The organism is Geobacillus sp. Manikaran-105, assembly GCF_002809955.1.
GTDB classification, from domain to species: Bacteria; Bacillota; Bacilli; order Bacillales; family Anoxybacillaceae; genus Geobacillus; species Geobacillus thermophilus.
Genome location: NZ_PIJG01000005.1, coordinates 16717 through 40087, shown reverse-complemented (window position 1 = coordinate 40087; position 23371 = coordinate 16717). Strand labels below are relative to the sequence as shown.

Annotated in this window: 24 protein-coding genes; 17 read left to right on the top strand and 7 right to left on the bottom strand. The window is 53.2% G+C overall.

Going from position 1 to position 23371, the window contains the following annotated elements; all coding sequences use genetic code 11:
- Nucleotides 1-195: 195 nt before the first annotated feature.
- The 6 genes from dnaG (at nt 196) to CV945_RS02700 (ending at nt 6184) form a co-directional block, all read left to right on the top strand.
- Nucleotides 196-1992, top strand: a complete 1797-nt coding sequence (gene dnaG / locus CV945_RS02725; protein ID WP_033007926.1) for a DNA primase — start codon at nt 196-198, stop codon at nt 1990-1992.
- A 34-nt stretch (nt 1993-2026) separates the two neighbouring features.
- Nucleotides 2027-3157 carry an RNA polymerase sigma factor RpoD gene (gene rpoD / locus CV945_RS02720; protein WP_033007929.1) on the top strand — a complete coding sequence of 377 codons (1131 nt, stop codon included), beginning with the start codon at nt 2027-2029 and terminating at the stop codon, nt 3155-3157.
- A gap of 73 nt (nt 3158-3230) precedes the next feature.
- Nucleotides 3231-3746, top strand: coding sequence for a hypothetical protein (locus CV945_RS02715; RefSeq protein WP_100659084.1), 516 nt, complete (start codon nt 3231-3233; stop codon nt 3744-3746).
- 108 nt (nt 3747-3854) lie between these two features.
- Nucleotides 3855-4217: a cytochrome c550 gene (gene cccA, locus CV945_RS02710; protein ID WP_100659083.1), complete on the top strand. Its 363-nt coding sequence runs from the start codon at nt 3855-3857 to the stop codon at nt 4215-4217.
- Between the two features lie 144 nt (nt 4218-4361).
- On the top strand, nt 4362-5066 hold the full coding sequence (locus CV945_RS02705) for a tRNA (adenine(22)-N(1))-methyltransferase (protein WP_100659082.1): 705 nt from the start codon (nt 4362-4364) through the stop codon (nt 5064-5066).
- Complete coding sequence (locus CV945_RS02700; protein WP_033007938.1) at nt 5063-6184, top strand: Nif3-like dinuclear metal center hexameric protein; 1122 nt, start codon at nt 5063-5065, stop codon at nt 6182-6184. The genes CV945_RS02705 and CV945_RS02700 overlap by 4 nt, the downstream gene beginning before the upstream one ends.
- Nucleotides 6185-6263: 79 nt before the next feature.
- On the opposite strand, the gene CV945_RS02695 is transcribed toward CV945_RS02700, so the two are convergent.
- Entirely contained in the window at nt 6264-7214 is a 951-nt protein-coding gene (locus CV945_RS02695; protein WP_044743145.1) for a 4-hydroxy-3-methylbut-2-enyl diphosphate reductase, read from the bottom strand.
- 123 nt (nt 7215-7337) lie between these two features.
- The gene (gene vrrA, locus CV945_RS02690) at nt 7338-7877 is read right to left on the bottom strand and encodes a VrrA/YqfQ family protein (RefSeq protein WP_100659101.1); all 540 of its coding nucleotides are present in this window, start codon (nt 7875-7877) and stop codon (nt 7338-7340) included.
- A 184-nt stretch (nt 7878-8061) separates the two neighbouring features.
- Between vrrA and CV945_RS02685 the strand changes: the two genes are divergently transcribed.
- Both CV945_RS02685 and CV945_RS02680 read left to right on the top strand, forming a co-directional pair.
- Nucleotides 8062-9372, top strand: a complete 1311-nt coding sequence (locus CV945_RS02685) for a DEAD/DEAH box helicase (protein ID WP_050367557.1) — start codon at nt 8062-8064, stop codon at nt 9370-9372.
- Between the two features lie 37 nt (nt 9373-9409).
- Nucleotides 9410-10309, top strand: a complete 900-nt coding sequence (locus tag CV945_RS02680) for a deoxyribonuclease IV (protein ID WP_063330790.1) — start codon at nt 9410-9412, stop codon at nt 10307-10309.
- Nucleotides 10310-10330: 21 nt separating this feature from the next.
- Here the strand turns inward: CV945_RS02680 and CV945_RS02675 are convergent, their stop codons facing one another.
- Nucleotides 10331-10591 carry a DUF2624 domain-containing protein gene (locus tag CV945_RS02675; protein ID WP_047818712.1) on the bottom strand — a complete coding sequence of 87 codons (261 nt, stop codon included), beginning with the start codon at nt 10589-10591 and terminating at the stop codon, nt 10331-10333.
- Between the two features lie 98 nt (nt 10592-10689).
- On the opposite strand from CV945_RS02675, the gene CV945_RS02670 reads away from it, so the two are divergent.
- From CV945_RS02670 to CV945_RS02655, 4 genes are all read left to right on the top strand, one after another.
- A complete protein-coding gene (locus CV945_RS02670) occupies nt 10690-11571 on the top strand; it encodes a YitT family protein (protein ID WP_094238977.1) in 882 nt (293 codons plus the stop codon).
- 82 nt (nt 11572-11653) lie between these two features.
- Entirely contained in the window at nt 11654-12409 is a 756-nt protein-coding gene (locus CV945_RS02665) for a metal ABC transporter ATP-binding protein (protein ID WP_033010234.1), read from the top strand.
- Between the two features lie 38 nt (nt 12410-12447).
- On the top strand, nt 12448-13290 hold the full coding sequence (locus CV945_RS02660) for a metal ABC transporter permease (RefSeq protein ID WP_063330789.1): 843 nt from the start codon (nt 12448-12450) through the stop codon (nt 13288-13290).
- Nucleotides 13287-13712, top strand: a complete 426-nt coding sequence (locus tag CV945_RS02655) for a Fur family transcriptional regulator (RefSeq protein ID WP_033010232.1) — start codon at nt 13287-13289, stop codon at nt 13710-13712. The genes CV945_RS02660 and CV945_RS02655 overlap by 4 nt, the downstream gene beginning before the upstream one ends.
- A 17-nt stretch (nt 13713-13729) precedes the next feature.
- Here CV945_RS02655 and CV945_RS02650 read toward each other — a convergent pair whose 3' ends face one another.
- On the bottom strand, nt 13730-14296 hold the full coding sequence (locus CV945_RS02650) for a nucleotidase (RefSeq protein WP_033010231.1): 567 nt from the start codon (nt 14294-14296) through the stop codon (nt 13730-13732).
- A 97-nt stretch (nt 14297-14393) separates the two neighbouring features.
- On the opposite strand from CV945_RS02650, the gene CV945_RS02645 reads away from it, so the two are divergent.
- Complete coding sequence (locus tag CV945_RS02645) at nt 14394-14741, top strand: hypothetical protein (RefSeq protein WP_033010230.1); 348 nt, start codon at nt 14394-14396, stop codon at nt 14739-14741.
- 67 nt (nt 14742-14808) lie between these two features.
- Here CV945_RS02645 and ispG read toward each other — a convergent pair whose 3' ends face one another.
- Together ispG and CV945_RS02635 are read right to left on the bottom strand one after the other, a co-directional pair.
- A complete protein-coding gene (gene ispG, locus CV945_RS02640) occupies nt 14809-15933 on the bottom strand; it encodes a flavodoxin-dependent (E)-4-hydroxy-3-methylbut-2-enyl-diphosphate synthase (protein WP_100659081.1) in 1125 nt (374 codons plus the stop codon).
- An 83-nt stretch (nt 15934-16016) separates the two neighbouring features.
- A complete protein-coding gene (locus CV945_RS02635; RefSeq protein WP_033010227.1) occupies nt 16017-16328 on the bottom strand; it encodes a LysM peptidoglycan-binding domain-containing protein in 312 nt (103 codons plus the stop codon).
- A gap of 132 nt (nt 16329-16460) precedes the next feature.
- Between CV945_RS02635 and CV945_RS02630 the strand changes: the two genes are divergently transcribed.
- Complete coding sequence (locus tag CV945_RS02630; protein WP_050497521.1) at nt 16461-18134, top strand: methyl-accepting chemotaxis protein; 1674 nt, start codon at nt 16461-16463, stop codon at nt 18132-18134.
- A 26-nt stretch (nt 18135-18160) separates the two neighbouring features.
- Here the strand turns inward: CV945_RS02630 and CV945_RS02625 are convergent, their stop codons facing one another.
- Complete coding sequence (locus CV945_RS02625) at nt 18161-18937, bottom strand: DUF1189 domain-containing protein (RefSeq protein ID WP_100659080.1); 777 nt, start codon at nt 18935-18937, stop codon at nt 18161-18163.
- Between the two features lie 187 nt (nt 18938-19124).
- Between CV945_RS02625 and CV945_RS02615 the strand changes: the two genes are divergently transcribed.
- The 3 genes from CV945_RS02615 (at nt 19125) to CV945_RS02605 (ending at nt 23341) form a co-directional block, all read left to right on the top strand.
- Complete coding sequence (locus CV945_RS02615) at nt 19125-19739, top strand: superoxide dismutase (protein ID WP_047818706.1); 615 nt, start codon at nt 19125-19127, stop codon at nt 19737-19739.
- A gap of 140 nt (nt 19740-19879) precedes the next feature.
- Nucleotides 19880-21172 (top strand): MFS transporter, encoded by a 1293-nt coding sequence (locus tag CV945_RS02610; protein ID WP_100659078.1) that lies wholly within the window; start codon nt 19880-19882, stop codon nt 21170-21172.
- A gap of 72 nt (nt 21173-21244) precedes the next feature.
- Complete coding sequence (locus CV945_RS02605) at nt 21245-23341, top strand: peptidoglycan D,D-transpeptidase FtsI family protein (RefSeq protein ID WP_100659077.1); 2097 nt, start codon at nt 21245-21247, stop codon at nt 23339-23341.
- Nucleotides 23342-23371: the final 30 nt, after the last annotated feature.

The window sequence follows — 23371 nt, the reverse complement described above, 5'->3', positions numbered from 1 at the left end:
AAATATAATATATCGAAGCGCCCTTTCGCCAGCTTGACGCCGTTTGCTTTACGGAGGCGGCGGACGGATTGGGAGGGCCGGCTGTTGCGGGCAAGGGGGAAGGCAAAACGGAGGAATTGAAAAAATTTGTCGAAAGTAAAAGGGAAATCGGCTGACAGCCGAGAATAAATTAAATTATGATACGGGGTTGTTCGTATGGGACATCGCATTCCCGAAGAAACGATTGAAGCCATTCGCCGCGGCGTCGATATTGTGGATGTCATCGGCGAATACGTCCAGCTGAAACGGCAGGGCCGCAACTATTTTGGCTTATGCCCCTTTCATGGGGAAAAGACGCCGTCGTTTTCCGTTTCTCCGGAAAAGCAAATTTTCCACTGCTTCGGTTGCGGAGCAGGAGGGAATGCCTTCACGTTTTTAATGGACATCGAGGGCATTCCGTTTGTGGAAGCGGCCAAACGGCTTGCGGCCAAGGCAGGCGTCGATTTGTCCGTCTATGAGCTGGATGTTCGCGGGCGCGATGACGGTCAGACGGACGAGGCGAAGGCGATGACGGAAGCGCATGCCTTGCTGAAACGATTTTACCATCATTTGCTTGTTCATACAAAAGAAGGACAAGCCGCGCTTGATTACTTGCAGGCGCGCGGATGGACAAAAGAAACGATCGACCGGTTTGAAATCGGCTATGCCCCGGATGCACCCGATGCGGCGGCCAAGTTGCTGGAGAGCCATTCCTTTTCTCTTCCGATGATGGAAAAGGCGGGGTTGTTGACGAAAAAAGAGGACGGGCGATACGTCGACCGGTTCCGGAACCGCATTATGTTTCCGATCCACGACCACCGCGGCGAAACGGTGGGGTTTTCCGGCCGCCTGCTCGGCGAAGGGCATCCGAAATATGTCAACAGCCCAGAAACGCCCGTTTTCCGCAAAGGGGCGATTCTATACCACTTTCATGCGGCGCGGGTGCCGATCCGCAAGCGGCAGGAGGCGCTGCTTGTCGAAGGGTTTGCCGATGTCATTTCCGCAGCGCAGGCCGGCATCGATTATGCCATTGCGACGATGGGGACGTCGCTGACCGAGGAGCAGGCGCGCATTTTGCGCCGCCATGCGGACACTATAACGATTTGTTATGACGGCGACGGCGCCGGGATCGAAGCCGCTTGGCGCGCTGCTGAGCAGCTGAGCGCATTGGGATGCCGCGTCAAGGTGGCATCCCTTCCGAACGGTCTTGACCCGGATGAATATATACGTGTTTATGGCGGTGAACGGTTTGCTGGAGAAGTGGCTGCCGCCCGGCCGCTCGTGGCGTTTAAAATGGCGTATTTGCGGCGCGGAAAAAATTTGCAGGAAGAAGGCGACCGGCTCCGTTATATCGAGGAAGCGCTCCGAGAAATCAGCAAGCTGTCGAGCCCGGTGGAACAAGATTATTATTTGCGCCAGCTTGCGGATGAGTTTTCGTTGTCGCTTTCCGCTCTTCATGAGCAGCTGTCCCGCAGCCAGCGCGAGAGGACAAAGCCGCGGGAGGCGCCCGATGGGGAAACCGCGCGGCCGATGCTGGCGAAAAAGCTGCTGCCGGCTTTTCAAAATGCGGAACGGCTGCTGCTTGCTCATATGATGAGAAGCCGCGATGTGGCGCTGATCGTTCAAGAGCGGATTGGCGGCCGGTTTAACATCGAGGAGCATCGGGCGTTAGCCGCTTATATTTACGCCTTTTACGAAGAAGGGCATGAAGCCGACCCGGGCGCGCTCATCTCAAGAATCCCCGGCGAGTTGCAGCCGCTCGCGAGCGAGCTGTCGCTTTTATTGATCGCAGATGACGTTTCCGAACAGGAGCTCGAGGATTATATCAGGCATGTGTTGAATCGCCCGAAATGGTTAATGCTAAAGGAAAAAGAACAAGAAAAAACGGAAGCGGAGCGAAGAAAGGACTTTTTGACAGCTGCCCGCATCGCCAAAGAAATGATTGAAATGAAAAAAATGTTATCTTCCTCATAATATGGTGGTATGAGTTTTTAAAGGAGGTAATGAAATGGCCGAAAAACCAGCCCAATCAAAGCAGGCCGAGGCGGCTGCCGGCGAAACGCTGGAGCAGGTGAAAGAGCAGCTCGCTGAGCTCGGCAAGAAGCGCGGCATCCTCACATACGAAGAAATTGCCGAGCGGCTTTCCGGCTTTGATTTGGACTCCGACCAAATGGACGAATATTATGAATACTTGGCTGACCAAGGCATTGAAGTCATCAGCGAATCCGATTTGGAAGCCGATCCGGACATCGATGAGCTGGCCAAGGAGGAGGAATTCGACTTAAATGACTTATCCGTTCCTCCCGGCGTGAAAATCAATGACCCGGTGCGCATGTACTTAAAAGAAATCGGCCGTGTCCCCCTTTTATCAGCGGAAGAAGAAATTGAGCTGGCGAAGCGGATCGAGCAAGGCGATGAAGAGGCGAAGCGCCGGCTGACGGAAGCCAACCTCCGCCTCGTCGTCAGCATTGCCAAACGGTATGTCGGCCGCGGCATGCTTTTCCTCGATTTGATCCAGGAAGGGAACATGGGGCTGATCAAGGCGGTTGAAAAGTTTGATTACCGCAAGGGCTACAAGTTCAGCACGTACGCGACGTGGTGGATCCGCCAAGCCATCACAAGGGCGATCGCCGATCAAGCGCGGACGATCCGCATCCCGGTGCATATGGTCGAAACGATCAATAAACTGATCCGCGTCCAACGGCAGCTGCTCCAAGACCTCGGGCGCGAACCAACGCCGGAAGAAATCGCCGAGGAAATGGATTTGACACCGGAAAAAGTGCGGGAAATTTTGAAAATCGCCCAAGAACCGGTGTCGCTCGAGACGCCGATCGGCGAGGAAGATGACTCGCATCTTGGCGATTTCATCGAAGACCAAGACGCGACATCGCCATCCGAGCACGCTGCTTACGAGCTGTTGAAAGAGCAGCTCGAAGATGTGCTTGATACGCTGACGGATCGCGAGGAAAATGTGCTGCGTCTCCGCTTCGGGCTTGACGACGGACGGACGCGGACGCTCGAAGAAGTCGGCAAAGTGTTCGGCGTGACGCGCGAACGCATCCGTCAAATTGAAGCCAAAGCGTTGCGCAAGCTGCGTCATCCAAGCCGCAGCAAACGGCTGAAAGACTTTTTAGAGTAACCGGTTTGTTCGATAGTTTACTTCTTCGGAAGTAAACTATTTTTTCTTTCTTTATGGGAAAGGTGGTCTATCTATGAATCGGCAACGACGGGAAACGATCATCCAAGAAATCGAATATTGGAAACGTTCGCGCCTTCTGCCGGAACATTATTGCGACTATTTGCTCGCGTTGTACACGGAAGGAGACGCCCGTTCGCACGGACGACGGTGGCGCAGCTCGCTCGCCGCTGGTCTCTGTTTATTGCTTCCAGCCGCTGCTCTTGTCATTTATTTTACTGAATTGTCATTCGTTTTGCAAACACTCCTTTTGTCCCTTTTTTTGGCCGCGTGCCTCTTGCTCGTTTGGCGATGGCGGAAAGAGCGGCAGCTCCTTCATTTTCCGCTGATCGGCAGCGCGTGGCTGTTGCTTGTGGAGACGGTTGCTGTCAGCAGCCATTACTTTCCTGGCCAAACCGGTGCGCTTACGGTGACTGTGCTGGCGAACTGTGCCATTTGGCTTGCCATTGGCCGCCTGTTTCGCCTCCGTTACTTTTTTCTTTCTGCCGTTGTCGGTGGGGCGCTTATGGCGGTGGTTGTTTGGTGGCGATGAAGCCGGTTGTTTTTGTTTTGGAAACTTAGGGCTTTTCCTTGTCCGCTATTTACAGTAAAATAAAATTGTTTGCATCGTTCTTTATCATACATAAGGGAGGTAAAAGAGATGAACCGCAATCCGCTCATCCCGTTTTTCATCATTATGGCATTCGGGATTGTGCTGACGTTCGTCTTGTCGTTTAAAGGACTAGGCGATGCGAAGGAAATGGCCAAAGAGAAAAAAGGCGGCGAAAAAACGGAGCAGGCTGCTGAATTTAATCCGGAGCAGTTTTACCAACAAACGTGCGTCAGCTGTCACGGACAAAATTATGAAGGCGGCATGGGTCCGGCATTAAAAGGAGTTGGCGAACGGTTATCGGCGGACCAAATCAAAGATGTCCTGCAAAACGGCCGCGGCGGCATGCCGGGTGGGCTTGTGCCGGCTGACAACATCGACGCGATGACGAAATGGCTCGCCGGTTTAAAATAATGGATGGTGAACATCCCTTTGCTTTTGGCAGAGGGATGTTTTGTTTAGTACAATAGAGGCGCGCGACCTTGAGAACAGGAAAGGAGGAAGGAGCGGCCGCCTTCGCCCAGCGGTGGAAGGAAGGCGGGCTGCACCAAAGGAGCCATGAACGAGTTTCGCCTATCAAAGCGGTTGGCAACGGTCGCTTCCTTCATTCCGAAAGGAGCCGTGCTCGCTGACATTGGGTCGGATCATGCGTATTTGCCTTGCTATGCCTGCCTGCACGGGTATGTGTCAAAAGCCATTGCCGGCGAGGTCGCTGACGGCCCGATTCGCTCCGCGCAGCAACAAGTGGAAAAGACGGGGCTTTCCGACCGCATTTCGGTGCGCAAAGGAGACGGATTGGCTGTCATCGCTCCGGGGGAAGTGGATTGCATCACGATCGCCGGCATGGGCGGCTCCCTTATCACCCGCATTTTGGATGAGGGGAAAGAAAAGCTCGTCGGTGTCCAACGGCTCATTTTGCAGCCGAACATTGGCGCTGAACTGATCCGCCGCTGGCTCTTCGATCATGGGTGGGAGTTGATTGCCGAACGCATACTGAAGGAAGATGGGCAAATTTACGAAGTGCTTGTCGCCGAGCGCGGCGACGCCCGGCGGCCGTACCGCCATCTGGAGGCGGAATTGCTCCTTGGGCCGTTTTTGCGCCGGGAAAACAGCGAGGTGTTCCGCGAAAAATGGCAGCGCGAGCTTCTGCATTGGAAACGGATTATCGCCGATTTGGCGGAGAAAGGGGAAAGCGAGGCGGCTAGGGTGAAAATGCGCGAACTGGAGAAAAAAGTCCAATTGGTAGAGGAGGCGTTGCGATGAGCCGGGTTCCGTACGGTCATGAAGTTATTCAGCTTGTGGAACGGCTTGCCCCGAAACAGCTCGCCATGGAAGGGGACCGGATCGGCCTGCAAATCGGGACGTTGAACAAGCCGGTCCGGAAAGTGATGATCGCCCTCGACGTGCTGGAAGACGTCGTCGCCGAAGCCATCAATCAACGAGTCGATTTGATTATCGCCCATCATCCGCCGCTCTACCGCCCGCTTAAGCAGCTGTTGACGGACGACGGGCACGGGCGGACGATCGCGGCGTGCATCAAGCACGACATCGCTGTGTATGCCGCCCACACGAATTTAGACGTCGCATTTGGCGGGGTCAATGATTGGCTCGCCGAGGCGCTTGGTTTAAGCGAGACGGCGGTGCTCGTGCCAACATATACAGAACCGTTGAAAAAGCTCGTTGTCTACGTGCCGGCGAGTCATGCCGAGGCGGTGCGGGCGGCGTTAGGCGATGCCGGCGCCGGCCATATCGGACGCTACAGCCATTGCACGTTCAACAGCCACGGCATCGGAACGTTTTTGCCGGAAGAAGGAGCGCAGCCGTTTATCGGGGAACAAGGGAAGCTCGAAGAAGTGGAGGAAGTGCGCATTGAGACGATCGTTCCTGCTTCCTTGGAACGGAATGTCATTCAAGCGATGCTGGCTGCCCATCCGTATGAAGAAGTGGCCTATGATCTTTATCCGCTTGACAACGAGGGGCGCCGCTTTGGGCTTGGCCGCATCGGGAGGCTGCCGCAGCCGGTGACGCTGCGCGCCTTCGCCGAACAAGTGAAAACCGCATTTTCCGTCCCGGCCGTGCGCGTCGTCGGCCGGCTCGATGACCTTGTGCAAACCGTCGCCGTACTGGGCGGGGACGGGAACAAGTTTGTCGCTGCTGCCGCCTCGGCTGGAGCGGACGTGTACGTGACCGGCGATGTGTACTACCATACGGCCCATGACGCCCAGGCGCTCGGCTTGCGCCTTGTCGACCCGGGCCATAATGTTGAAAAAGTGATGAAGCAAGGATTAGCCCGCTATTTAATGGCAGAGCTCCGGAAGCGGCAGTGGGAAACGGACGTGATCGCCTCCAGCGTTCATACGGATCCGTTTCAGTTCATCTAAGCGGCAAGCGAAAAAGGCTGTTCCACCAGGCGGTTTTGCCGACTGCGGGACAGCCTTTGTTTATAAACGGGGCGAGCTGTTACTCGTCTTTCTTTGCTTTTACTTTTGGCAAAATTTTGTGCAGCGGCACTTTCCGCTCCCGCTGCCATGTCGCCGGGTCGTTCGGGTCAAATTGCTCGAGGAAGTCGATCACTTCCTTGGTGATCGGCGTTGGGGTCGAAGCGCCGGCGGTGACGGCGACTTTTTTGGCATTTTTTATCCAATTGATGTCGATTTCCGTGACATCCGCGACGCGGTACGCTTTCGTGCCGGCAATTTCTTCCGACACTTGGGCGAGGCGATTGGAGTTGTTGCTGCGCGGGTCGCCGACAACGATCGTCACGTCGGCGTCCTTTGCCTGTTCGGCGACCGCTTCTTGCCGGAGCTGGGTCGCGAGGCAAATTTCTTTATGCATTTCCACGTGCGGGTACTTTTCCTTCACTTTCGCCATAATATCGGCGACGTCCCACTGGCTCATTGTCGTTTGGTTCGTCACCATAAGGCGCTTGTTTTCCAACGCGAGCCGTTCGACATCGTCGACCGTTTCCACAAGGTGAATGCGCTCCGGATTGATGCCGACCGCTCCTTCCGGCTCCGGGTGCCCTTTTTTGCCGATGTAAATGATGTCATAGCCATCCGCGAGCTTTTGTTCGATCAAGCGGTGTGTTTTCGTCACATCCGGGCACGTTGCATCGATCGTGACCAGCCCTTTTTCGAGCGCCCGCTTTTTCACTTCCGGCGATACGCCGTGGGCGGTGAAAATGACCGTGCCGCGGTCGATTTTTTCCAAAATCTCAAGCCGGTTTTCTCCATCGAGTGTAATAATGCCTTCTTCGGCAAACGCATCGGTGACGTGTTTGTTATGGACGATCATTCCAAGAATATAAATGGGCCTTGGCAATGACGGATCCAAAGCCGCATTGCGGGCGATCACCATCGCATCGACAACCCCGTAGCAATATCCGCGCGGGGTGATTTTAATGACTTCCATCGTTTTCCCTCCCTGCCGCCGACCGTGCGGCGGTTGTTCACCTTTCATTATATCGGAGAGCGGAAGGGAAGACAAAGAATAATCGCCCCAAACGGCAACAAGCAGCGCTGGGGCGGAAAATGGCTATATATACAGCTTGGGGGTTGATGGTTTGGGTGCGGCTGGCGTGCGCTTTTCTGCTAGCTCTTCGCGCTTTGGCCGCGGAACGGGGCGTTTCTTGGCCGCCTGCCCTCCTGATTTTCGTTTCTCCTCTTCAGCCGGTGCGCGCTCCGGTTGGGTGGGGTTCTCCTCTTTTTTATCAGCTGGTTTCAACTCACGAAAAATGCGGATCATCGCCGGAAGATTGCGGATGAGCGGCCCGTACTGCTGCACCATTGGCATGACGTTTTGTGCGATGCCGAGCATTTTTTGCACGTTGTTTAACATGCCGATAAACCCGCTGCCTGTGTTGGCTGTTGTGGCGGCGTTGGCGGCTGTGTTTTGCAATAGCGGCATCCCCCATGGAGATGGGACCGCCGTTGGCGGCTGCCCGCGGGAAAATAAACGGGCTAGCAGGCCGCCTGCGCCGCCGGGGCGAGGGAACGGGGCCGGCATGCGGGCGAACGGGGCGGGCGGGGCACCGATGAATGGAGAAGGCATCATCGGGGGCCGGCTGTATCTCATGGCACTCATGACAGTTGCCTCCTTTCCACTGTGCGGATGAACAATCGTCCTCGTTCATACAATATGCGGGCGAGGCGGGAAAGGTTTTTCCCGCTGCCGTGGTCTTTAGTTGCGGCCGACCTCCGACATTCGCTATAATGGTGAAGCGAATGGAGCGGCTCAGGCAGAAGGGAGTTGTGGTGGAATGACGGAGACGCAGTTTGCCCGTTTTTCGTTTCAACCGTTTGTCATCGAAGCCATTAAGGCGCTTCGTTTTTATAAACCGACGGAAATTCAAGAACGCATCATTCCGGGGGCGTTGCGCGGCGAAAGCATGGTCGGCCAGTCGCAAACCGGGACAGGGAAAACGCATGCCTATTTGTTGCCGATCATCGAAAAGATCGATCCGGAGCGTGCGGAAGTGCAGGCTGTCATCACGGCGCCGACGCGCGAGCTGGCGACGCAAATTTATCATGAGACATTGAAGATTACAAAATTTTGCCCGAAAGACCACATGATCATCGCCCGCTGTTTCATCGGCGGGACGGATAAGCAAAAAGCGCTCGAGAAATTGACGGTGCAGCCGCACATCGTCATCGGCACGCCGGGGCGCATCAACGATTTCATCCGCGAGCAGGCGCTTGATGTGCATACGGCGCGCACTCTTGTTGTTGATGAGGCCGATTTGATGCTGGATATGGGCTTTCTCGTCGATGTGGACCAAATCGCCGCCCGCATGCCGAAAGAGTTGCAAATGCTTGTGTTTTCGGCGACCATTCCGGAAAAGCTGAAGCCGTTTTTGAAAAAATATATGGAAAATCCAACATTCGTCCAGGTCAAGCCGAGACAGGCGGCAAACGAAAACATCGAGCATGTGCTCATTCCGCTGCGTGGGCGCGAGAAGGCTAGGCTGCTTCATGATGTGCTTGTCAGCTACAACCCGTATTTGGCCATCGTGTTCGTCAACACGAGAAAGATGGCGGATGAAGTCGCCGACCTTCTTGCGGAACAAGGGCTGAAAGTCGGCGTGCTGCACGGCGATTTGACGCCGCGCGAACGAAAAAAAGTGATGAACCAAATCCGCGATCTCGAGTTTCAATACGTGGTCGCCACCGATTTGGCGGCGCGCGGCATCGACATCGAAGGAGTCAGCCATGTTGTCAACTACGAACTGCCGGATGATTTACAGTTTTACATCCACCGCGCTGGAAGGACGGCGCGCGCCGGCTACAACGGCATTGCGGCGACGATTTACGAGCCGTCCGACCAGGATGCGATCGCCCGCCTGGAGAAAATGGGCATTTCGTTCGTCCACCGCGATCTTGTGCGCGGCGAATGGAAAGAGCTCCCGCCATGGAACCGGCGGAGCAAGCGGGCGGGCGAAAAGAAAGACGAACTCGCGCCGGTGATCGCCAAGCTGAAAAAGGCGAAGAAAGTGAAGCCGGGCTATAAGAAAAAGCTGCGCGCCGAGCTCGAAAAGAAGAAAAAGCGGCTTGGCCGTTTCAAACAATTGTAGTCTTGGCCCGGAATGAAACGAAAAGGGAGAGAAGAGGATGCTAAAAATCGGTTCACACGTGTCGATGAGCGGCAAAAACATGCTGCTCGCCGCCAGTGAGGAAGCCGTTTCCTACGGCGCGAATACGTTTATGATTTACACGGGGGCGCCGCAAAACACAAGGCGCAAGGCGATCGAGGAACTCAATATCGAAGCCGGGCGAAAACATATGGCGGCGCACGGCATTGAGGAGATCGTCGTTCACGCCCCGTACATCATCAACATCGGGAACACGGTCAACCTTGATACGTTTGCGCTTGGCGTTGATTTTTTGCGCGCTGAAATCGAGCGGACAGAAGCGATAGGGGCGAGCCAGCTTGTGCTGCACCCGGGTGCTCATGTCGGCGCCGGGGCGGAGGCGGGGCTCCGGCAAATCATCCGCGGGCTGAATGAAGTGTTGACGCGCGGGCAGACCGTGCAAATCGCGCTTGAGACGATGGCCGGCAAAGGATCGGAATGCGGGCGGACGTTTGAGGAGCTCGCGTACATTATCGACGGCGTCGCCTATAATGATAAGCTGTCCGTTTGCTTTGATACATGCCATACGCATGACGCCGGCTATGACATCGTCAACGATTTTGACGGCGTCCTTGAGGAGTTTGACCGGATCATCGGTCTCGGGCGGCTGAAAGTACTGCACATCAACGACAGCAAAAACCCGCGCGGCAGCCGAAAAGACCGCCATGAAAACATCGGGTTCGGCCATATCGGGTTTGCTGCGCTCAATTATATCGTCCATCATCCACAACTGGAGGATATTCCAAAAATTTTAGAAACGCCGTATGTCGGTGAGGAGAAAAACAACAAAAAACCACCGTACAAGCATGAAATTGCGATGCTGCGGGCAAAGACCTTTGATGATCGATTGCTTGAGAAAATTGCAGCTGACGAGCAATAAAAAAGGGCGTTCCGCCCTTTTTTACTTTTTTTGCACAAATTGCAAAAACAGTTCGTTCGCTTTTTTGGCGATCTCCGGCGAGGTGATTTTCGCCAGCTCGCGCACCCATTTTTTCCGTTCTTGCGGATCGAAAACGTTGATATCATTCGTCCGGGCCAGATGGAGAATTTTTTTCGCCTGGCTGACGGTAATCGGCAGGCCGTAGTCCCGGCTGTAGGCCGCCAATTCCTCTGGGGTGATCGTTTTCAACTTTTGCTTGACAAGCTGTTGATAAAAATTCATTGCCACCGCCTCCTTCGTTCTCTTCCATCATATGGCGTGAACAGAAAAGGGGTGTATGATATAATGGAAATGAAAGCAAAGGGAGAAAGGGTGGTAATTTGGCGGCAAAACAGCATAAAAAGGAACCGTTGAACCATGTGTTGTACCGGGTGGTCATGATCGCCATCGGCGCGGCATTGGCTGCCTTCGCGATCGAGCGGCTGCTTGTTCCGAATAAAATGATCGATGGCGGCATTATCGGTGTTTCGCTCATCCTCGATTACTTGATCCCAGATGAATGGCGGCTGCTCAATTTTGCCACGCTTGTCATCCTCTTAAACGCCCCGTTTATGTATTTCGGCTACAAGCACATCGGCAAAACGTTTATGTTGTCGACGATTTTAGGCGTCGTCATTCTCGGAGCCGCTGAACGGGCATTTCATCATTTTTCCCCGCTGACGGCCGAGCCGATTTTGGCAACGGTGTTTGGCGGTTTGGCGCTTGGGCTTGGCGTCGGGTTGGTCATTCGCCATGGTGGGTCGCTCGATGGGACGGAAATTTTAGGAATTTTGTTGACGAAAAAAATCCCGTTTTCCGTCGGGGAGTTCGTCATGTTTGTCAACGTCTTTATTTTCGGCTGGGCGGCGTTTGTGCTCGGGGTCGAGGCGGCGATGTATTCGGTCATGACGTACTATATTGCTTCCAAGACGATCGACGCAGTCATCGAAGGGCTTGATGAGACGCGGGCCGCTTTTATTGTCACTGATTATTATGCGGAGATTTCGGACGCCATTTTGCACCGCCTCGGCCGCGGAACGACGAAATTGATCGGCAAAGGCGGCTACACCGATGAAGAAAAAGAAATTATTTATGCGGTCGTCACGCGCTTGGAAGTGACAAAACTAAAATCGATCGTCAATGAAATCGACCCGGATGCGTTCATCACCATTATGCCGACGCATGAAGTGCGCGGCGCCCGCTTTAAATCAGCGATTCATTGAGGTTTACAAAACGCGGATGGCGGGGTATACTTGCATAGTGAAGCAAATCAGAATGATTCTGAATTAGCAAGGGAGAACCGCCATGGAGAGTGGGCTTGTTTTGCAAATTGAGGATGTGTCGTTCCGCTATGAAAACGAGAACGTGCTTGAGCATGTTAGTTTAACGGTGCCGAAAGGAGCATTTTTAGGATTGGTCGGCCCGAACGGCTCGGGAAAATCGACGCTGCTCAAATGTGTGCTCGGCTTGTTAAAACCGAACAGCGGCCGCATTTTTTTGTTCGGCGAGCCGATTGAATCGTTTCGCGAATGGCATCGAATCGGTTTCGTGTCGCAAAAAGCGAACAGCTTCAACCGCAGCTTTCCGGCGACGGTTGAGGAAGTGGCGGCGAGCGGATTGACGGCGAAACGCGGCTTGTTCCGCCTGTTGACGAAAGAAGACCGGCGGGCGGTCACGGCGGCGCTTGAGGCTGTTGGGCTGAGCGAGTTGGCGAAGCGCAATATCGGCGAGCTGTCCGGCGGCCAGCAGCAGCGGGTGTTTATCGCCCGGGCGTTGGCGAGCCAACCGGATTTGCTCATTTTAGACGAGCCGACGGTCGGCGTGGATGCCCGCCATGTGCACGAGTTTTATGAGCTGCTTGGCGATTTGAACCGCCGCGGTTTGACGCTTATCTTAGTGACGCACGACATCGGGACGATTACGGAGCGGGTCACCCATATCGCCTGTTTGAACAGACGCCTCTATTTCCATGGAAAAGCGGAGGAGTTTGAACAGCTTGGCGACGAAGCCATTTCGCAGTTTTACGGGCATCCGCTTCACGTTCTCTCCCACGAGCACTAGAGGGGCCATATAAACGATTGACGTTGGAGGAATGACACGTGTGGGAAGCCTTATGGCAGTACGAGTTTTTGCGCAACGCCTTCTGGGCCGGGGTATTGACCGGATTTGCCGCGCCGCTGCTTGGCGTGTTTATCGTTGTTCGGCGGCTCTCGCTCATCGCGGATGCGTTGAGCCATGTCACGCTTGCCGGCATTGCCGCCGGGCTGCTGCTCGGGAAGTCCGTGCCGGCGGCAGCCGGATGGAACCCGCTGTACATCGGCATGGGCTTTTCCGTCATCGGCTCGCTGTTTATCGAAAAGCTGCGTGCTGTGTACCGGCATTATGAGGAGCTTGCCATTCCGATCATTTTATCGGCCGGCATCGGCTTAAGTGTGATTTTGATTTCAGCGGCCAACGGATTTACAACTGATTTGTTTTCGTACTTGTTCGGCAGCGTGAGCGCTGTCAGCCGCTCTGATGTCGGAACGGCGCTCGGCGTCGCGATTGTTGCTGCCGCCGTCATTTTCGCTTTTTACAAGGAATTGTTTCTTCTCTCGTTTGATGAGGAATATGCCCGCGTTTCCGGCGTCCGCGCCAAGCTCATTCATTTTTTGTTTATCGTGCTTGTCGCTCTCGTCATCGCGGCGTCGATGCGCATCGTTGGCGTGCTGCTCGTTTCTTCGCTCATGACGCTGCCGGTGGCCGCGAGCATCCGCATCGCCAAAAGCTTTAAACAAGCCATCGCATATTCCGTTTTCTTCGGGGAGCTTTCCGTCATCGTCGGCTTGCTGGTGGCATACGAACTCGATTGGGCGCCGGGCGGAACGATTGTCATGATGGCCGTGGCCATTTTGCTTCTCGTATTAGGATGGAAAAAATGGAGAAGGGGGCGGTCGCGATGAACGTCGGCGAAGCGTTGCAGTTAATGAAGGAAAAAGGGTTTAAATATACGGAAAAACGGAAACAAATGCTCGAGCTGTTTGCCGGCCGCGACAAATATTTGACGGCAAAAGAAGTGCTTGAGGCGCTTCGTCCCGCTTATCCGGGCTTAAGCGTTGACACGGTGTACCGCAATTTGTCGCTCTTTGCTGCGCTCGGCATTTTGGAGATGACCGAGTTGTCAGGAGAGAAACGGTTTCGGTTCGCCTGTGACGCCCGCCGCCATCACCATCATTTCATTTGCACCGAGTGCGGGAAAACAAAAGAAATCGATATATGTCCAATGGAAAGGCTGGCCACGCAGCTCGACGGCTACGAAATCGCCGACCATAAATTTGAAATTTACGGAACATGTCCGCAATGCCAAAAACATCTCCCGATATAAGACGGGAGATGTTTTTCTTATGGCGCCAAGCGCAGCTCGACTTCACGCTTGGCCTCGAGCCAATGCCGGACGCGGATGACATTGTCAGGAAGCGGGCCTTGGTTGTATGGCGTGTCAAACAAAATGACCGGGATGCCGCATGCTTCTGCGATCTCACAAGCGTTATCGTATTTATCTTCAAAAAAGGCGGCCAGCCTGTATTGGCGGACGGCGGCGATTTTATCGTGGGACCCGATCAGCTCAATATGGTGGTAATGGATGCCGTGCCGTTGAAACCAGCGTTCGGTGAGCTCGTACAAATGGCGGCCGCGGGCGCTGATGTAATACAGCTCGTATTTGTCTTTCCAGCTGTCAATCACCTCAAGCGCGTAGCGAGCCAGCGGCGCACGTTCGTAAATGCCCGCCTCATTTTCCGCAAGCCACCGGTCCATTTCTTCCTCCGTTGTCCCGTACAGCGGCGCCAAATTATATTGTGTAATGTCGCCTAATGTGAGTGGTTTGCCAAATGCCTCGTTTAAATACGGAATAAATGTGCTCGGACACGTCACCGTGCCGTCAATGTCGATCCCGAGCCGGTGTTTCATCGTCGCATCCCCCTTTTAGAAAATATTCACACTGATAAAATGACACCGGTTTCTCATACTAAGAATGCTCCTTACTTTAGGAAAGCGAGGGAAGCATATGGCAGATGACCGCGAGCGCACGTATAATGGAAGTTACGTGCAATCGATCGGAAAAGAGGAACCAGAACGCACTTTCATGGAAGAAACAGCGGCGGAAGTCGCTGAACCGATTCGCCGCCGCGACGAGCGGGATGAAGAACGCGCAGGCGGCGCCGGGCTTGGATGGCTCGCCCTGGCGTTGTCGATCATCGCCTTGTTTATTTGGCCGATTTTGTTAGGAGCCGCCGGCATCATCGTCGGTTTTATTGCACGCCGGCGCGGGGCGGAAACGCTTGGGGCTTGGGCCATCGGGATTGGCGTCATCGCCATTCTCGTCCGCCTGTTTATTATGCCGTTTTATACGTAAAAAAAGCGAGGGTGTCCCCAAGGCGGGGACGCCCTATTTTCGGCGTCCGCCCGTTGGCGCGCCCCGTTTATTCCGGGGCGCCGCTTTTCAGGGAGGCTTCTTTTTCCTTTTGTTTCGCAAAATATTCTTCCGCCAGCTTGTCGATTTCCTTTTTCAGCTCTTCTACCATTTGTTCTTCCGGTACTTTGCGGACAATTTTGCCGTGGCGGAACAACAAGCCTTCGCCGCGGGCGCCGGCGATGCCGATATCCGCCTCGCGCGCTTCGCCCGGGCCGTTGACCGCGCAACCGAGCACGGCGACTTTGATCGGCGCCTTAATTTTGGCGATATAGTCCTCGATTTCATTGGCGATGCTGATCAAATCGATCTCAATCCGCCCGCACGTCGGGCAGGAAATGAGCGTCGCCGCATTGGAGGCGAGCCCGAACGTTTTTAAAATTTCGCGCGCCACTTTTACCTCTTCAACCGGGTCGGCGCTTAACGAAACGCGGATCGTGTTGCCGATCCCTTTGCTTAAAATGGCGCCGAGTCCAACCGCGCTTTTGATCGTGCCGGAGAAAAGCGTTCCCGCTTCGGTGATGCCGACATGGAGCGGGTAGTCGAACGTGCGCGCCGCTTTTTCGTACGCTTCAATGGCGAGGCGCACATCGGACGCTTTCAACGAAACGATAATGTCGTGAAAATCGAGTTCTTCCAAGATGCGGATATGGTATAAGGCGCTCTCGACCATGCCGTCGGCTGTTGGATATCCGTATTTTTCTAAAATGCGTTTTTCCAGCGATCCGGCGTTGACGCCGATGCGGATCGGCACGCCGCGCTCTTTCGCCGCTTTCACGACCGCTTCGACTTTTTCGCGGCGCCCGATGTTGCCTGGATTGATGCGGATTTTATCGACGCCGCCTTCGATCGCTTTCAGCGCCAATTTATAGTCAAAGTGGATGTCGGCGACAAGCGGGATGTTGATTCGCTTTTTTATTTCCGGTATGGCCTCAGCCGCCCGCTCGTCCGGGCAGGCGACGCGGACGATTTGACAGCCCGCCTCCTCAAGCCGGCGGATTTGCGCCACCGTCGCCTCGACATCGTGCGTTTTCGTCGTCGTCATGCTTTGAATCGTTACTTCATTGCTGCCGCCGATCGTCAGCGGACCGACGCGGACGGGCCGCGTTTTTGAACGATGGATTATGTCACCCACGAACATTCGCTCCTTTAAACCAAATGCTGTCCTGCCCTAAGTTTATCAGTAGTGACAACACGTTAGCAAGAAATACACTACGCTTATTTTTTATATACTGGGATTTTATATACTTTTCCAATTTGAAGAGCGTTCGCCTTTGTGCCGGGATTCAGCTTCTCAAAGTCGCGGATCAACGTGTCGATTGAAACGGGAAGCGGCCCTTGCTGTTCACGCTCGGCAATGGACAAAAGGGTGTCTCCGGCTTTAATTTTAATCGTTTTGTAAGCAAGGCTGCCGATCGTCTCGTCGACGATCAGCGGGTTCGATGACGTCGGAAGCGTTCCGGTTGTCAAATCCCGGTAGGCGATGCAGCCGACAAGGATGGCGACACAAACAAGCAGCCACTTTTTCATGATTCCTCCACCGCTTTTTTTATGAAATGTATGCTTGTCCGCGTGAAATATGAGAACAATTCAAAAAAATTACAAAGTATTTACACGGGCTTAATAGTTGGCCGACATAATGGGAGAAGGAGGGGGACGAGCATGAAAAAAACACGAAGAGAGATGAAGTTGCAAAACCAGTTAATCATTTTATTTGTCGGCATTGTAGCCATCTCAGTTGGACTGGTTGGCGCAGTATCGTATGCGAAAGCCAAAAAGGAGACAATGCAAGCGATTGAGCAACGCCTTGAGCGGGAAACGGATATGATGTATGAACTGGTGCAAAACCTTTTATTTATGTACATAGGGGATCAAGAACAGTTTATGGAGCGTGTGAACGAGGGCGTCCGCAAGCAACAAGCCGAATTGATGCAAGATGGGATGCCGGCTGAATTTTTTCTCGTTGCTGAAACGGTTCGCCCATTCTACATAAGCCGGCGCTCACAGCTTTTGCTTCCGGAGACGCTCACCGAACATATGAAAAAGAAAAGAAATGGGATTTCCTATGCCGTTATAAATGGAAAAGATTATACACTTGTTTACCGGAATATACAGGAATTAAAAGGAATCTATGTTATTGCTGTGCCTACAAGTTCATACATGACGGCTGTGCGCCAAATGGCTGTTTTTATTTTGGCGGCAACATTGATCAGCGCATGTGCGGCCTCATTGGTCATCATCGCGTTTGTCCGAACGGTGATAGCACCTATCGTCAGCCTTCAGCGAGCGATGAAAAAGGTGGCGAATGGAGATTTGAGCAGCGACCTGTCCATCATTTCCCGCACCCGGGAAATTCAATCGTTGTCCGCCAGTTTCCAACAGATGGTTCGCAATATGCGGGAGATGATTTATCGCATATCGGTTACAACAGAACAGCTTTCGGATAAAGGCGAGCAATTAAAAACAGTATCTAAAAAGACAGTGGAGAGTAATCAGGAATTAATGGAAGCAGTCGGAATGGTGAAAAGCGGTGCTGCGGAAACGGCATCTTCTTCAGACGCAACGATTACCTTCTTTCAGCGAATGAAAGAGGATATGGTGCAAGTCACTGACCAGATGGAGATGATCCAAGAAAGCTCCCAACATATGAATACGGCTGCTTTGGAAGGGGGAAGACAAATTAAGCAACTGACGCAGTCCATTCAGGCACTCGAGCAGGAAATTGCCCAAATGGCCGGCGCCGTCAAAAAGGTTGAGAGCTACTCATCGTCCGTTGCCAACATCGTGCAAGTGATTCGCACGATCGCTGAGCAAACGAAATATCTTTCTTTGAACGCAACGATTGAAGCGGCGAGAGCAGGAGAAGCTGGAAAAGGGTTTGCTGTCGTGGCGAAAGAAATAAGGCGGTTAGCGGAGCAATCAGGAAAAGCGGTTGAGTCGATTGCGAAAACAACGGAAGAGATGGTCGATGTCATCATCGCGACAACGAAGCAAGGCATGCTCGTTTCCGAACGTTTTTCTACGTATATGCAGACAGCGTACCGCTCGAAATGTTCCTTCGAGGAATTGCTAAGGGAGATTGCAGTTGTGACAGAGAAGATCGAGGGTATGAAACGACATATGGGAGAGTTGGCAAATTCGGTTCCTCCGATGGAACAGGCAACCATTTCGTTCGTATCAACGGCCCAACAAACATTGGCAAGCGCTGAACAGATGCTTCATTCTTCCCACACACAAACAACAGATATGAAGGCGATGTATCGAATCGGGCTTGAGCTTATTGAGCTCGGCCAAACGTTGAGGCAAAGCGTGAAACAGTTTGAAACGGCCGGATAAAAAGCCGCCAAGGAACTCCTTGGCGGCTAGCTGTTTCGCTGGGCTGAGGCAGGAACTTCCTTCACCGCCAAAAAGAGAACGGCGAGCGAAACGAACCAATGGATAAAGGTGCTATACGGCACGATCGTTTGGACTGTTTCCATTAAAGCAAAAAAGACCGTCGACAGCGTAATCGCATAAGCCGACATGATCCATGTATGACGGTAGCGAAGCTTTTTGTCTAACATGCCGGCAAACATGAGGCCAAAGAAAGCGAGTAAGCAAACGCTGACGAATTTCCCCGCGCAAGCGAGCACATATAAAACAAGCCCGAAAAGCGGAATAAGAACCGGGAGAAGCGACTGCAAGCTGGCAATAAACACGCGCACGTCCTCATCAGTGATGGTTACGTCTGGAAACATGGCATAGCTGTAGTGCTGCGCCTGATAGCCGGCGACGAGCACAGCCTCATGTTTCAACAAGGCGATGGCATTCGGCAACCGTTCTACTTCCCGTCTCGTCACCTTACCCGTGCTGTCAAAAACGATCGTAAATCCACCTTGGTCAATATGAATCGGTTCAGCCGCCGCTGAGCGAAGCTCGCCGTTTTCAATCGAAAAGGGCGGGAGGTCGTTACGCAACAAAGCGCTTGTCGTGCGAATGCTCTCAGCTAGCGACGTTGAAGCATAGTAAAAAGTTGGGAGAACGGATAAAAGCGTCAGCAAAAACAAATAGCCAATTGTTTTTCCAATTCCTTGAAATCGAAAACGGGCGATGTCTTTGGGGGAATATAGGCTTTTCCATAGTTGGACGAATACATTCATCATGGCCACACCTTTCTTTTTCTCCATTTCCATTGTATATGCTGGAACAGGCGAATTCAACTGTGATCGTTTCCTGTTCATTGGTGGACAGGCAAATTCATTGAAACATTGTGGCAATTTTGGTAAGCTGATTTTGAACGGACGTGCAGCGTCCGCTTACATAATGCAAAAGAAGGAGGAGATTTAGATGCCATTTGAATTGCCAGCATTGCCGTATCCGTATGATGCCCTGGAGCCGCACATCGACAAAGAAACGATGAACATTCACCACACGAAGCACCATAACACATACGTTACAAATTTGAATGCGGCGCTTGAAGGGCATCCGGATTTGCAAAACAAATCGCTCGAAGAACTGCTCAGCAATTTGGAAGCCCTTCCGGAAAGCATCCGCACGGCGGTGCGCAACAACGGCGGCGGCCATGCGAACCACTCGCTTTTCTGGACGATTTTGTCGCCAAATGGCGGCGGCGAGCCGACGGGTGAGCTGGCTGACGCCATCAACAAAAAATTCGGCAGCTTCACCGCGTTCAAAGACGAGTTTTCGAAAGCAGCGGCCGGCCGTTTCGGTTCTGGCTGGGCATGGCTTGTCGTGAACAACGGCGAGCTGGAAATCACAAGCACGCCGAACCAAGACTCGCCGATCATGGAAGGCAAAACGCCGATTCTCGGCTTGGACGTTTGGGAGCATGCGTACTACTTGAAATACCAAAACCGCCGTCCGGAATACATTGCCGCATTCTGGAACATTGTCAACTGGGACGAAGTGGCGAAACGGTACAGCGAAGCGAAAGCGAAGTAATCAACAAAGCGGGGCGAAACAAAACGCTCCGCTTTTTTTCGACGAAGGGGGCAGGCAAAGGGAGCGGTTTTCGTTGCGCCGGGTGCATAGAGGCAGCGGAAATGGCCACACTACCGGATAGACGAAAAGGGGAGTTCGCAATGGCATTTTTCGAAAAATTGACCGGCCAAGAACAAGTAGGCCGTGATTTACTGCTGCTGCTTTGCATTGGAGGATTTTATGCGCTCGGTGTTTCCCTGTCGAACACGTTTGTCAACATTTATTTGTGGAAACAGACCGGCGATTTTCGCGATTTGGCATTGTACAACTTGGCGGTCGTCACGATGCAGCCGCTGACGTTTATCGTTGCCGGCCGTCTGGCGAAACAGATCGACCGCATTTTGATTTTACGGCTTGGCGTGTCATGTTTAGCCGTTTTTTTTGTCACGGTTTTGCTGGTCGGCTCCCGCGCCCATCAATATTTGCTCGTTCTCGGCGCGCTGCTCGGCGTCGGCTACGGTTTTTACTGGCTCGCTTTTAACGTGCTGACATTTGAAATTACCGAACCGGAGACGCGCGACTTTTTTAACGGTTTTTTCGGGGTGTTGACCTCATCAGCCGGTATGATCGGGCCGATTGCCGCCGGCTACATCATTTCGTCGCTGGCCGGGGCAAAGGGGTACACGGTGACGTTTTCGTTGTCGCTCGGTTTGTTTCTTGTCGCTGTGCTGCTCAGCTTTTTCCTTAAGCGCCGTCCGGCAGCGGGGAAATATTTATTTTTCCGCATTTTAAAGGAACGGAATGAAAACCGGAACTGGCGGCTCATTACGAACGCCCATTTTTTTCAAGGACTGCGTGAAGGCTCGTTCGTTTTTGTCATTTCCGTGCTTGTCTACGTCAGCTCCCATAGCGAATGGGCGCTTGGCAAGTACGGATTGGTCAATTCCTTCACATCGTTTATCGCTTATTACGTCGTCTCCCGGTTGATGAAGCGGGAATACCGGATGAAAGCCATTTTGTTGGGCGGTCTTTTGCTGTATGCAGCCATTTTTCTCATCGTCTTTCATCCTTCGTACCCGCGCCTTCTTCTTTATGCCGTCACGATTGCCATCGCTTATCCGATTTTGCTTGTTCCGTACTCATCGTTGACGTTTGACGTGATCGGGAAAAGCTGGAAATCAGCGGAAGCGCGCGTCGAATATATCGTCGTCCGCGAGCTGTTTTTAAACGCCGGGCGGATGGCATCGATTTTAGCCTTTTTGGCGGCGGTGACACTGTTTGGGGAAAAGATGGGCATTCGTATGCTCATGTTTGTATGCGGGGCTGGACATCTAGTGATTTACTGGTTCGTCCGCCGCATCCGCTTGACTGATGGCCATCCGGAGCGGGAGCGGCAAGGGCGGCTTTTGCTTCGGCCGAAGCTGGCCAATGAACGGGGCGGCCCGACAGCATAAAAGTCGCCCATGTTTTTCCCTAGCCAACCCCTTCTTTTTCTTTTACAATAGGGGGGAAAGGAGGGCCGGGGGATGAAACGGAAGAAACGGGCACAAGTGCCGATTCGGTTAAACATTTTGTTTTTCTTTGTCTTTTTGTTGTTTTCAGTGCTTATTTTGCGCTTGGGCGTCGTGCAAATTGTGTACGGAGAGGACTACCGCCGCGAAGTGGAGCGAACGCAGGATGAAATCGTCAGCACGCCGGTGCCGCGCGGCAAAATTTACGATCGATTCGGCCGCGTGATCGTCGACAACACACCGCAAAAGGCGATTACGTACACGCGCTCCAAAACGACACAGCCGGAAGAAATATTGGACATAGCAAGGAAACTTGCCCAATACATCGACATTCCCGATGCTGAGAAAAAAGTGACGGAGCGCGATATGAAAGATTATTGGATTTTAACGCATCCGAAAGAAGCGAAACGGAAGGTGAGCGAACAAGAACGGAAAAAGCTCGCTGATCAAGGATTGACGCAAAAAGAGATCGACAAAAAAGTGTACGAGTGGACGCTCGATCGCATCACCAAGCAAGATTTGGCGCAAATTTCGAAAGCAGAGCTTGAAGTGATCGCCATTAAACATGAGATGGAGAGCGGCTACGCCTTGACGCCACAGACGGTCAAAAGCAAAGGAGTGACCGACCGCGAATATGCGGTCGTCAGTGAGCATTTGGGCGAGCTGCCCGGCGTCAATACGACCGTTGACTGGGACCGGAAATACGTGTATGACAACACATTCCGCTCCGTGCTCGGCAGTGTGACGGAAGAAGACGAAGGCGTCCCGCGCGAACGGCTCGATTACTTTTTAGCCCGCGACTACAGCCGCAATGACCGCGTCGGCAAAAGCTATTTGGAGATGCAGTATGAAGAAGTGCTGCACGGCAAAAAGGCAAAAGTGAAAAACGTTGTTGACAAATCGGGCAATGTCATCTCGGTTGAGCAAGTGTATCCAGGCGAGCGCGGCAAAGATCTCGTGTTGACCATCGATGCTGAATTGCAGCAAAAAGTCGAAGAGATCATTCAGCAGGAGATTCTGGCGACGAAGCGCAAAGGCCGATCGCCGCTCTTGGACCGGGCGTTTGTCGTCATGATGAACCCGAAGACGGGCGAAGTGTTGGCGATGGCTGGAAAACTGCTTCGCGATGGCGAGTTTGTCGACTTTGCCATCGGCAACATTACGTCTGCTTATGCGATGGGATCGGCGGTAAAAGGCGCGACCGTTCTCACCGGCTTTCAAACGGGCGTGCTCCATCCGAATACGTATATTAAGGATGAGCCGCTTTATATCTACCGAACTCCTGAAAAAAAATCATGGAAAACGATGGGGACGATCAACGAGCTGACGGCGCTCAAGCAGTCGTCGAACGTCTATATGTTTAAAACAGCGATCGCCATCGGGGGCGGTGTGTATCGTCCGCATCAGCCCCTTGACATCAATCCGGCCGCGTTTACGACGATGCGCCATTATTTCAGCCAATTCGGATTGGGTGTGAAAACCGGCCTCGACTTGCCGAACGAATTGAGCGGTTTTCAAGGGCAAAGCAAACTGCCAGGATTTCTGCTTGACTTGGCGATCGGCCAGTACGATATGTATACGCCGATGCAGCTGGCGCAATACGTCTCGACGATCGCCAACGGCGGCTATCGGATGAAGCCGCAACTCGTCAAAGAAATTCGTGAGCCGTCCATTGACGGAAAAGAACCTAGCCGCGTCATCAAACGGTTCGAGCCGATCGTGTTAAACCGCGTCGATATGAAGACGGAATACATTGAGCGCGTGCAGGAAGGGTTCCGCCGCGTCATGCAAGAGCCGGGCGGAACGGCGTATGCGTATTTCGCCGGCGCTCCGTACAAGCCGGCCGGGAAAACAGGGACGGCTGAAGCGTTTTACGACGGGCCGATCAAAAGCCGCCGCAATGACTCGACCTACAATTTGACGCTTGTCGGCTATGCGCCGTATAACGATCCGCAAGTATCGTTTGCGGTCGTCGTCCCGTGGGCGACGCAAGGGGAAAGTGATGGCATTAACAACCGCATCGGCCGCCGCATTTTAGATGCGTATTTTGAATTGAAAGTAAAGAGGGCCAATGGAGAGAAGGCGGCTTCAGAAACAAATGAGCAACAATAAACTGGGCTGATTCGACAGGCGGTTTCCCTG

Coding starts and splice junctions, on each gene's coding strand:
- rpoD (WP_033007929.1), top strand. CDS start 2,027: ATGGCCGAAAAACCAGCCCAATCAAAGCAGGCCGAGGCGGCTGCCGGC.
- CV945_RS02685 (WP_050367557.1), top strand. CDS start 8,062: ATGACGGAGACGCAGTTTGCCCGTTTTTCGTTTCAACCGTTTGTCATC.
- CV945_RS02625 (WP_100659080.1), bottom strand. CDS start 18,937: ATGAATGTATTCGTCCAACTATGGAAAAGCCTATATTCCCCCAAAGAC.
- CV945_RS02665 (WP_033010234.1), top strand. CDS start 11,654: ATGGAGAGTGGGCTTGTTTTGCAAATTGAGGATGTGTCGTTCCGCTAT.
- CV945_RS02675 (WP_047818712.1), bottom strand. CDS start 10,591: ATGAATTTTTATCAACAGCTTGTCAAGCAAAAGTTGAAAACGATCACC.
- CV945_RS02655 (WP_033010232.1), top strand. CDS start 13,287: ATGAACGTCGGCGAAGCGTTGCAGTTAATGAAGGAAAAAGGGTTTAAA.
- CV945_RS02635 (WP_033010227.1), bottom strand. CDS start 16,328: ATGAAAAAGTGGCTGCTTGTTTGTGTCGCCATCCTTGTCGGCTGCATC.
- CV945_RS02615 (WP_047818706.1), top strand. CDS start 19,125: ATGCCATTTGAATTGCCAGCATTGCCGTATCCGTATGATGCCCTGGAG.
- CV945_RS02700 (WP_033007938.1), top strand. CDS start 5,063: ATGAGCCGGGTTCCGTACGGTCATGAAGTTATTCAGCTTGTGGAACGG.
- CV945_RS02705 (WP_100659082.1), top strand. CDS start 4,362: ATGAACGAGTTTCGCCTATCAAAGCGGTTGGCAACGGTCGCTTCCTTC.
- CV945_RS02610 (WP_100659078.1), top strand. CDS start 19,880: ATGGCATTTTTCGAAAAATTGACCGGCCAAGAACAAGTAGGCCGTGAT.
- CV945_RS02680 (WP_063330790.1), top strand. CDS start 9,410: ATGCTAAAAATCGGTTCACACGTGTCGATGAGCGGCAAAAACATGCTG.
- CV945_RS02695 (WP_044743145.1), bottom strand. CDS start 7,214: ATGGAAGTCATTAAAATCACCCCGCGCGGATATTGCTACGGGGTTGTC.
- cccA (WP_100659083.1), top strand. CDS start 3,855: ATGAACCGCAATCCGCTCATCCCGTTTTTCATCATTATGGCATTCGGG.
- vrrA (WP_100659101.1), bottom strand. CDS start 7,877: ATGAGATACAGCCGGCCCCCGATGATGCCTTCTCCATTCATCGGTGCC.
- CV945_RS02630 (WP_050497521.1), top strand. CDS start 16,461: ATGAAAAAAACACGAAGAGAGATGAAGTTGCAAAACCAGTTAATCATT.
- dnaG (WP_033007926.1), top strand. CDS start 196: ATGGGACATCGCATTCCCGAAGAAACGATTGAAGCCATTCGCCGCGGC.
- CV945_RS02645 (WP_033010230.1), top strand. CDS start 14,394: ATGGCAGATGACCGCGAGCGCACGTATAATGGAAGTTACGTGCAATCG.
- CV945_RS02605 (WP_100659077.1), top strand. CDS start 21,245: ATGAAACGGAAGAAACGGGCACAAGTGCCGATTCGGTTAAACATTTTG.
- CV945_RS02650 (WP_033010231.1), bottom strand. CDS start 14,296: ATGAAACACCGGCTCGGGATCGACATTGACGGCACGGTGACGTGTCCG.
- CV945_RS02715 (WP_100659084.1), top strand. CDS start 3,231: ATGAATCGGCAACGACGGGAAACGATCATCCAAGAAATCGAATATTGG.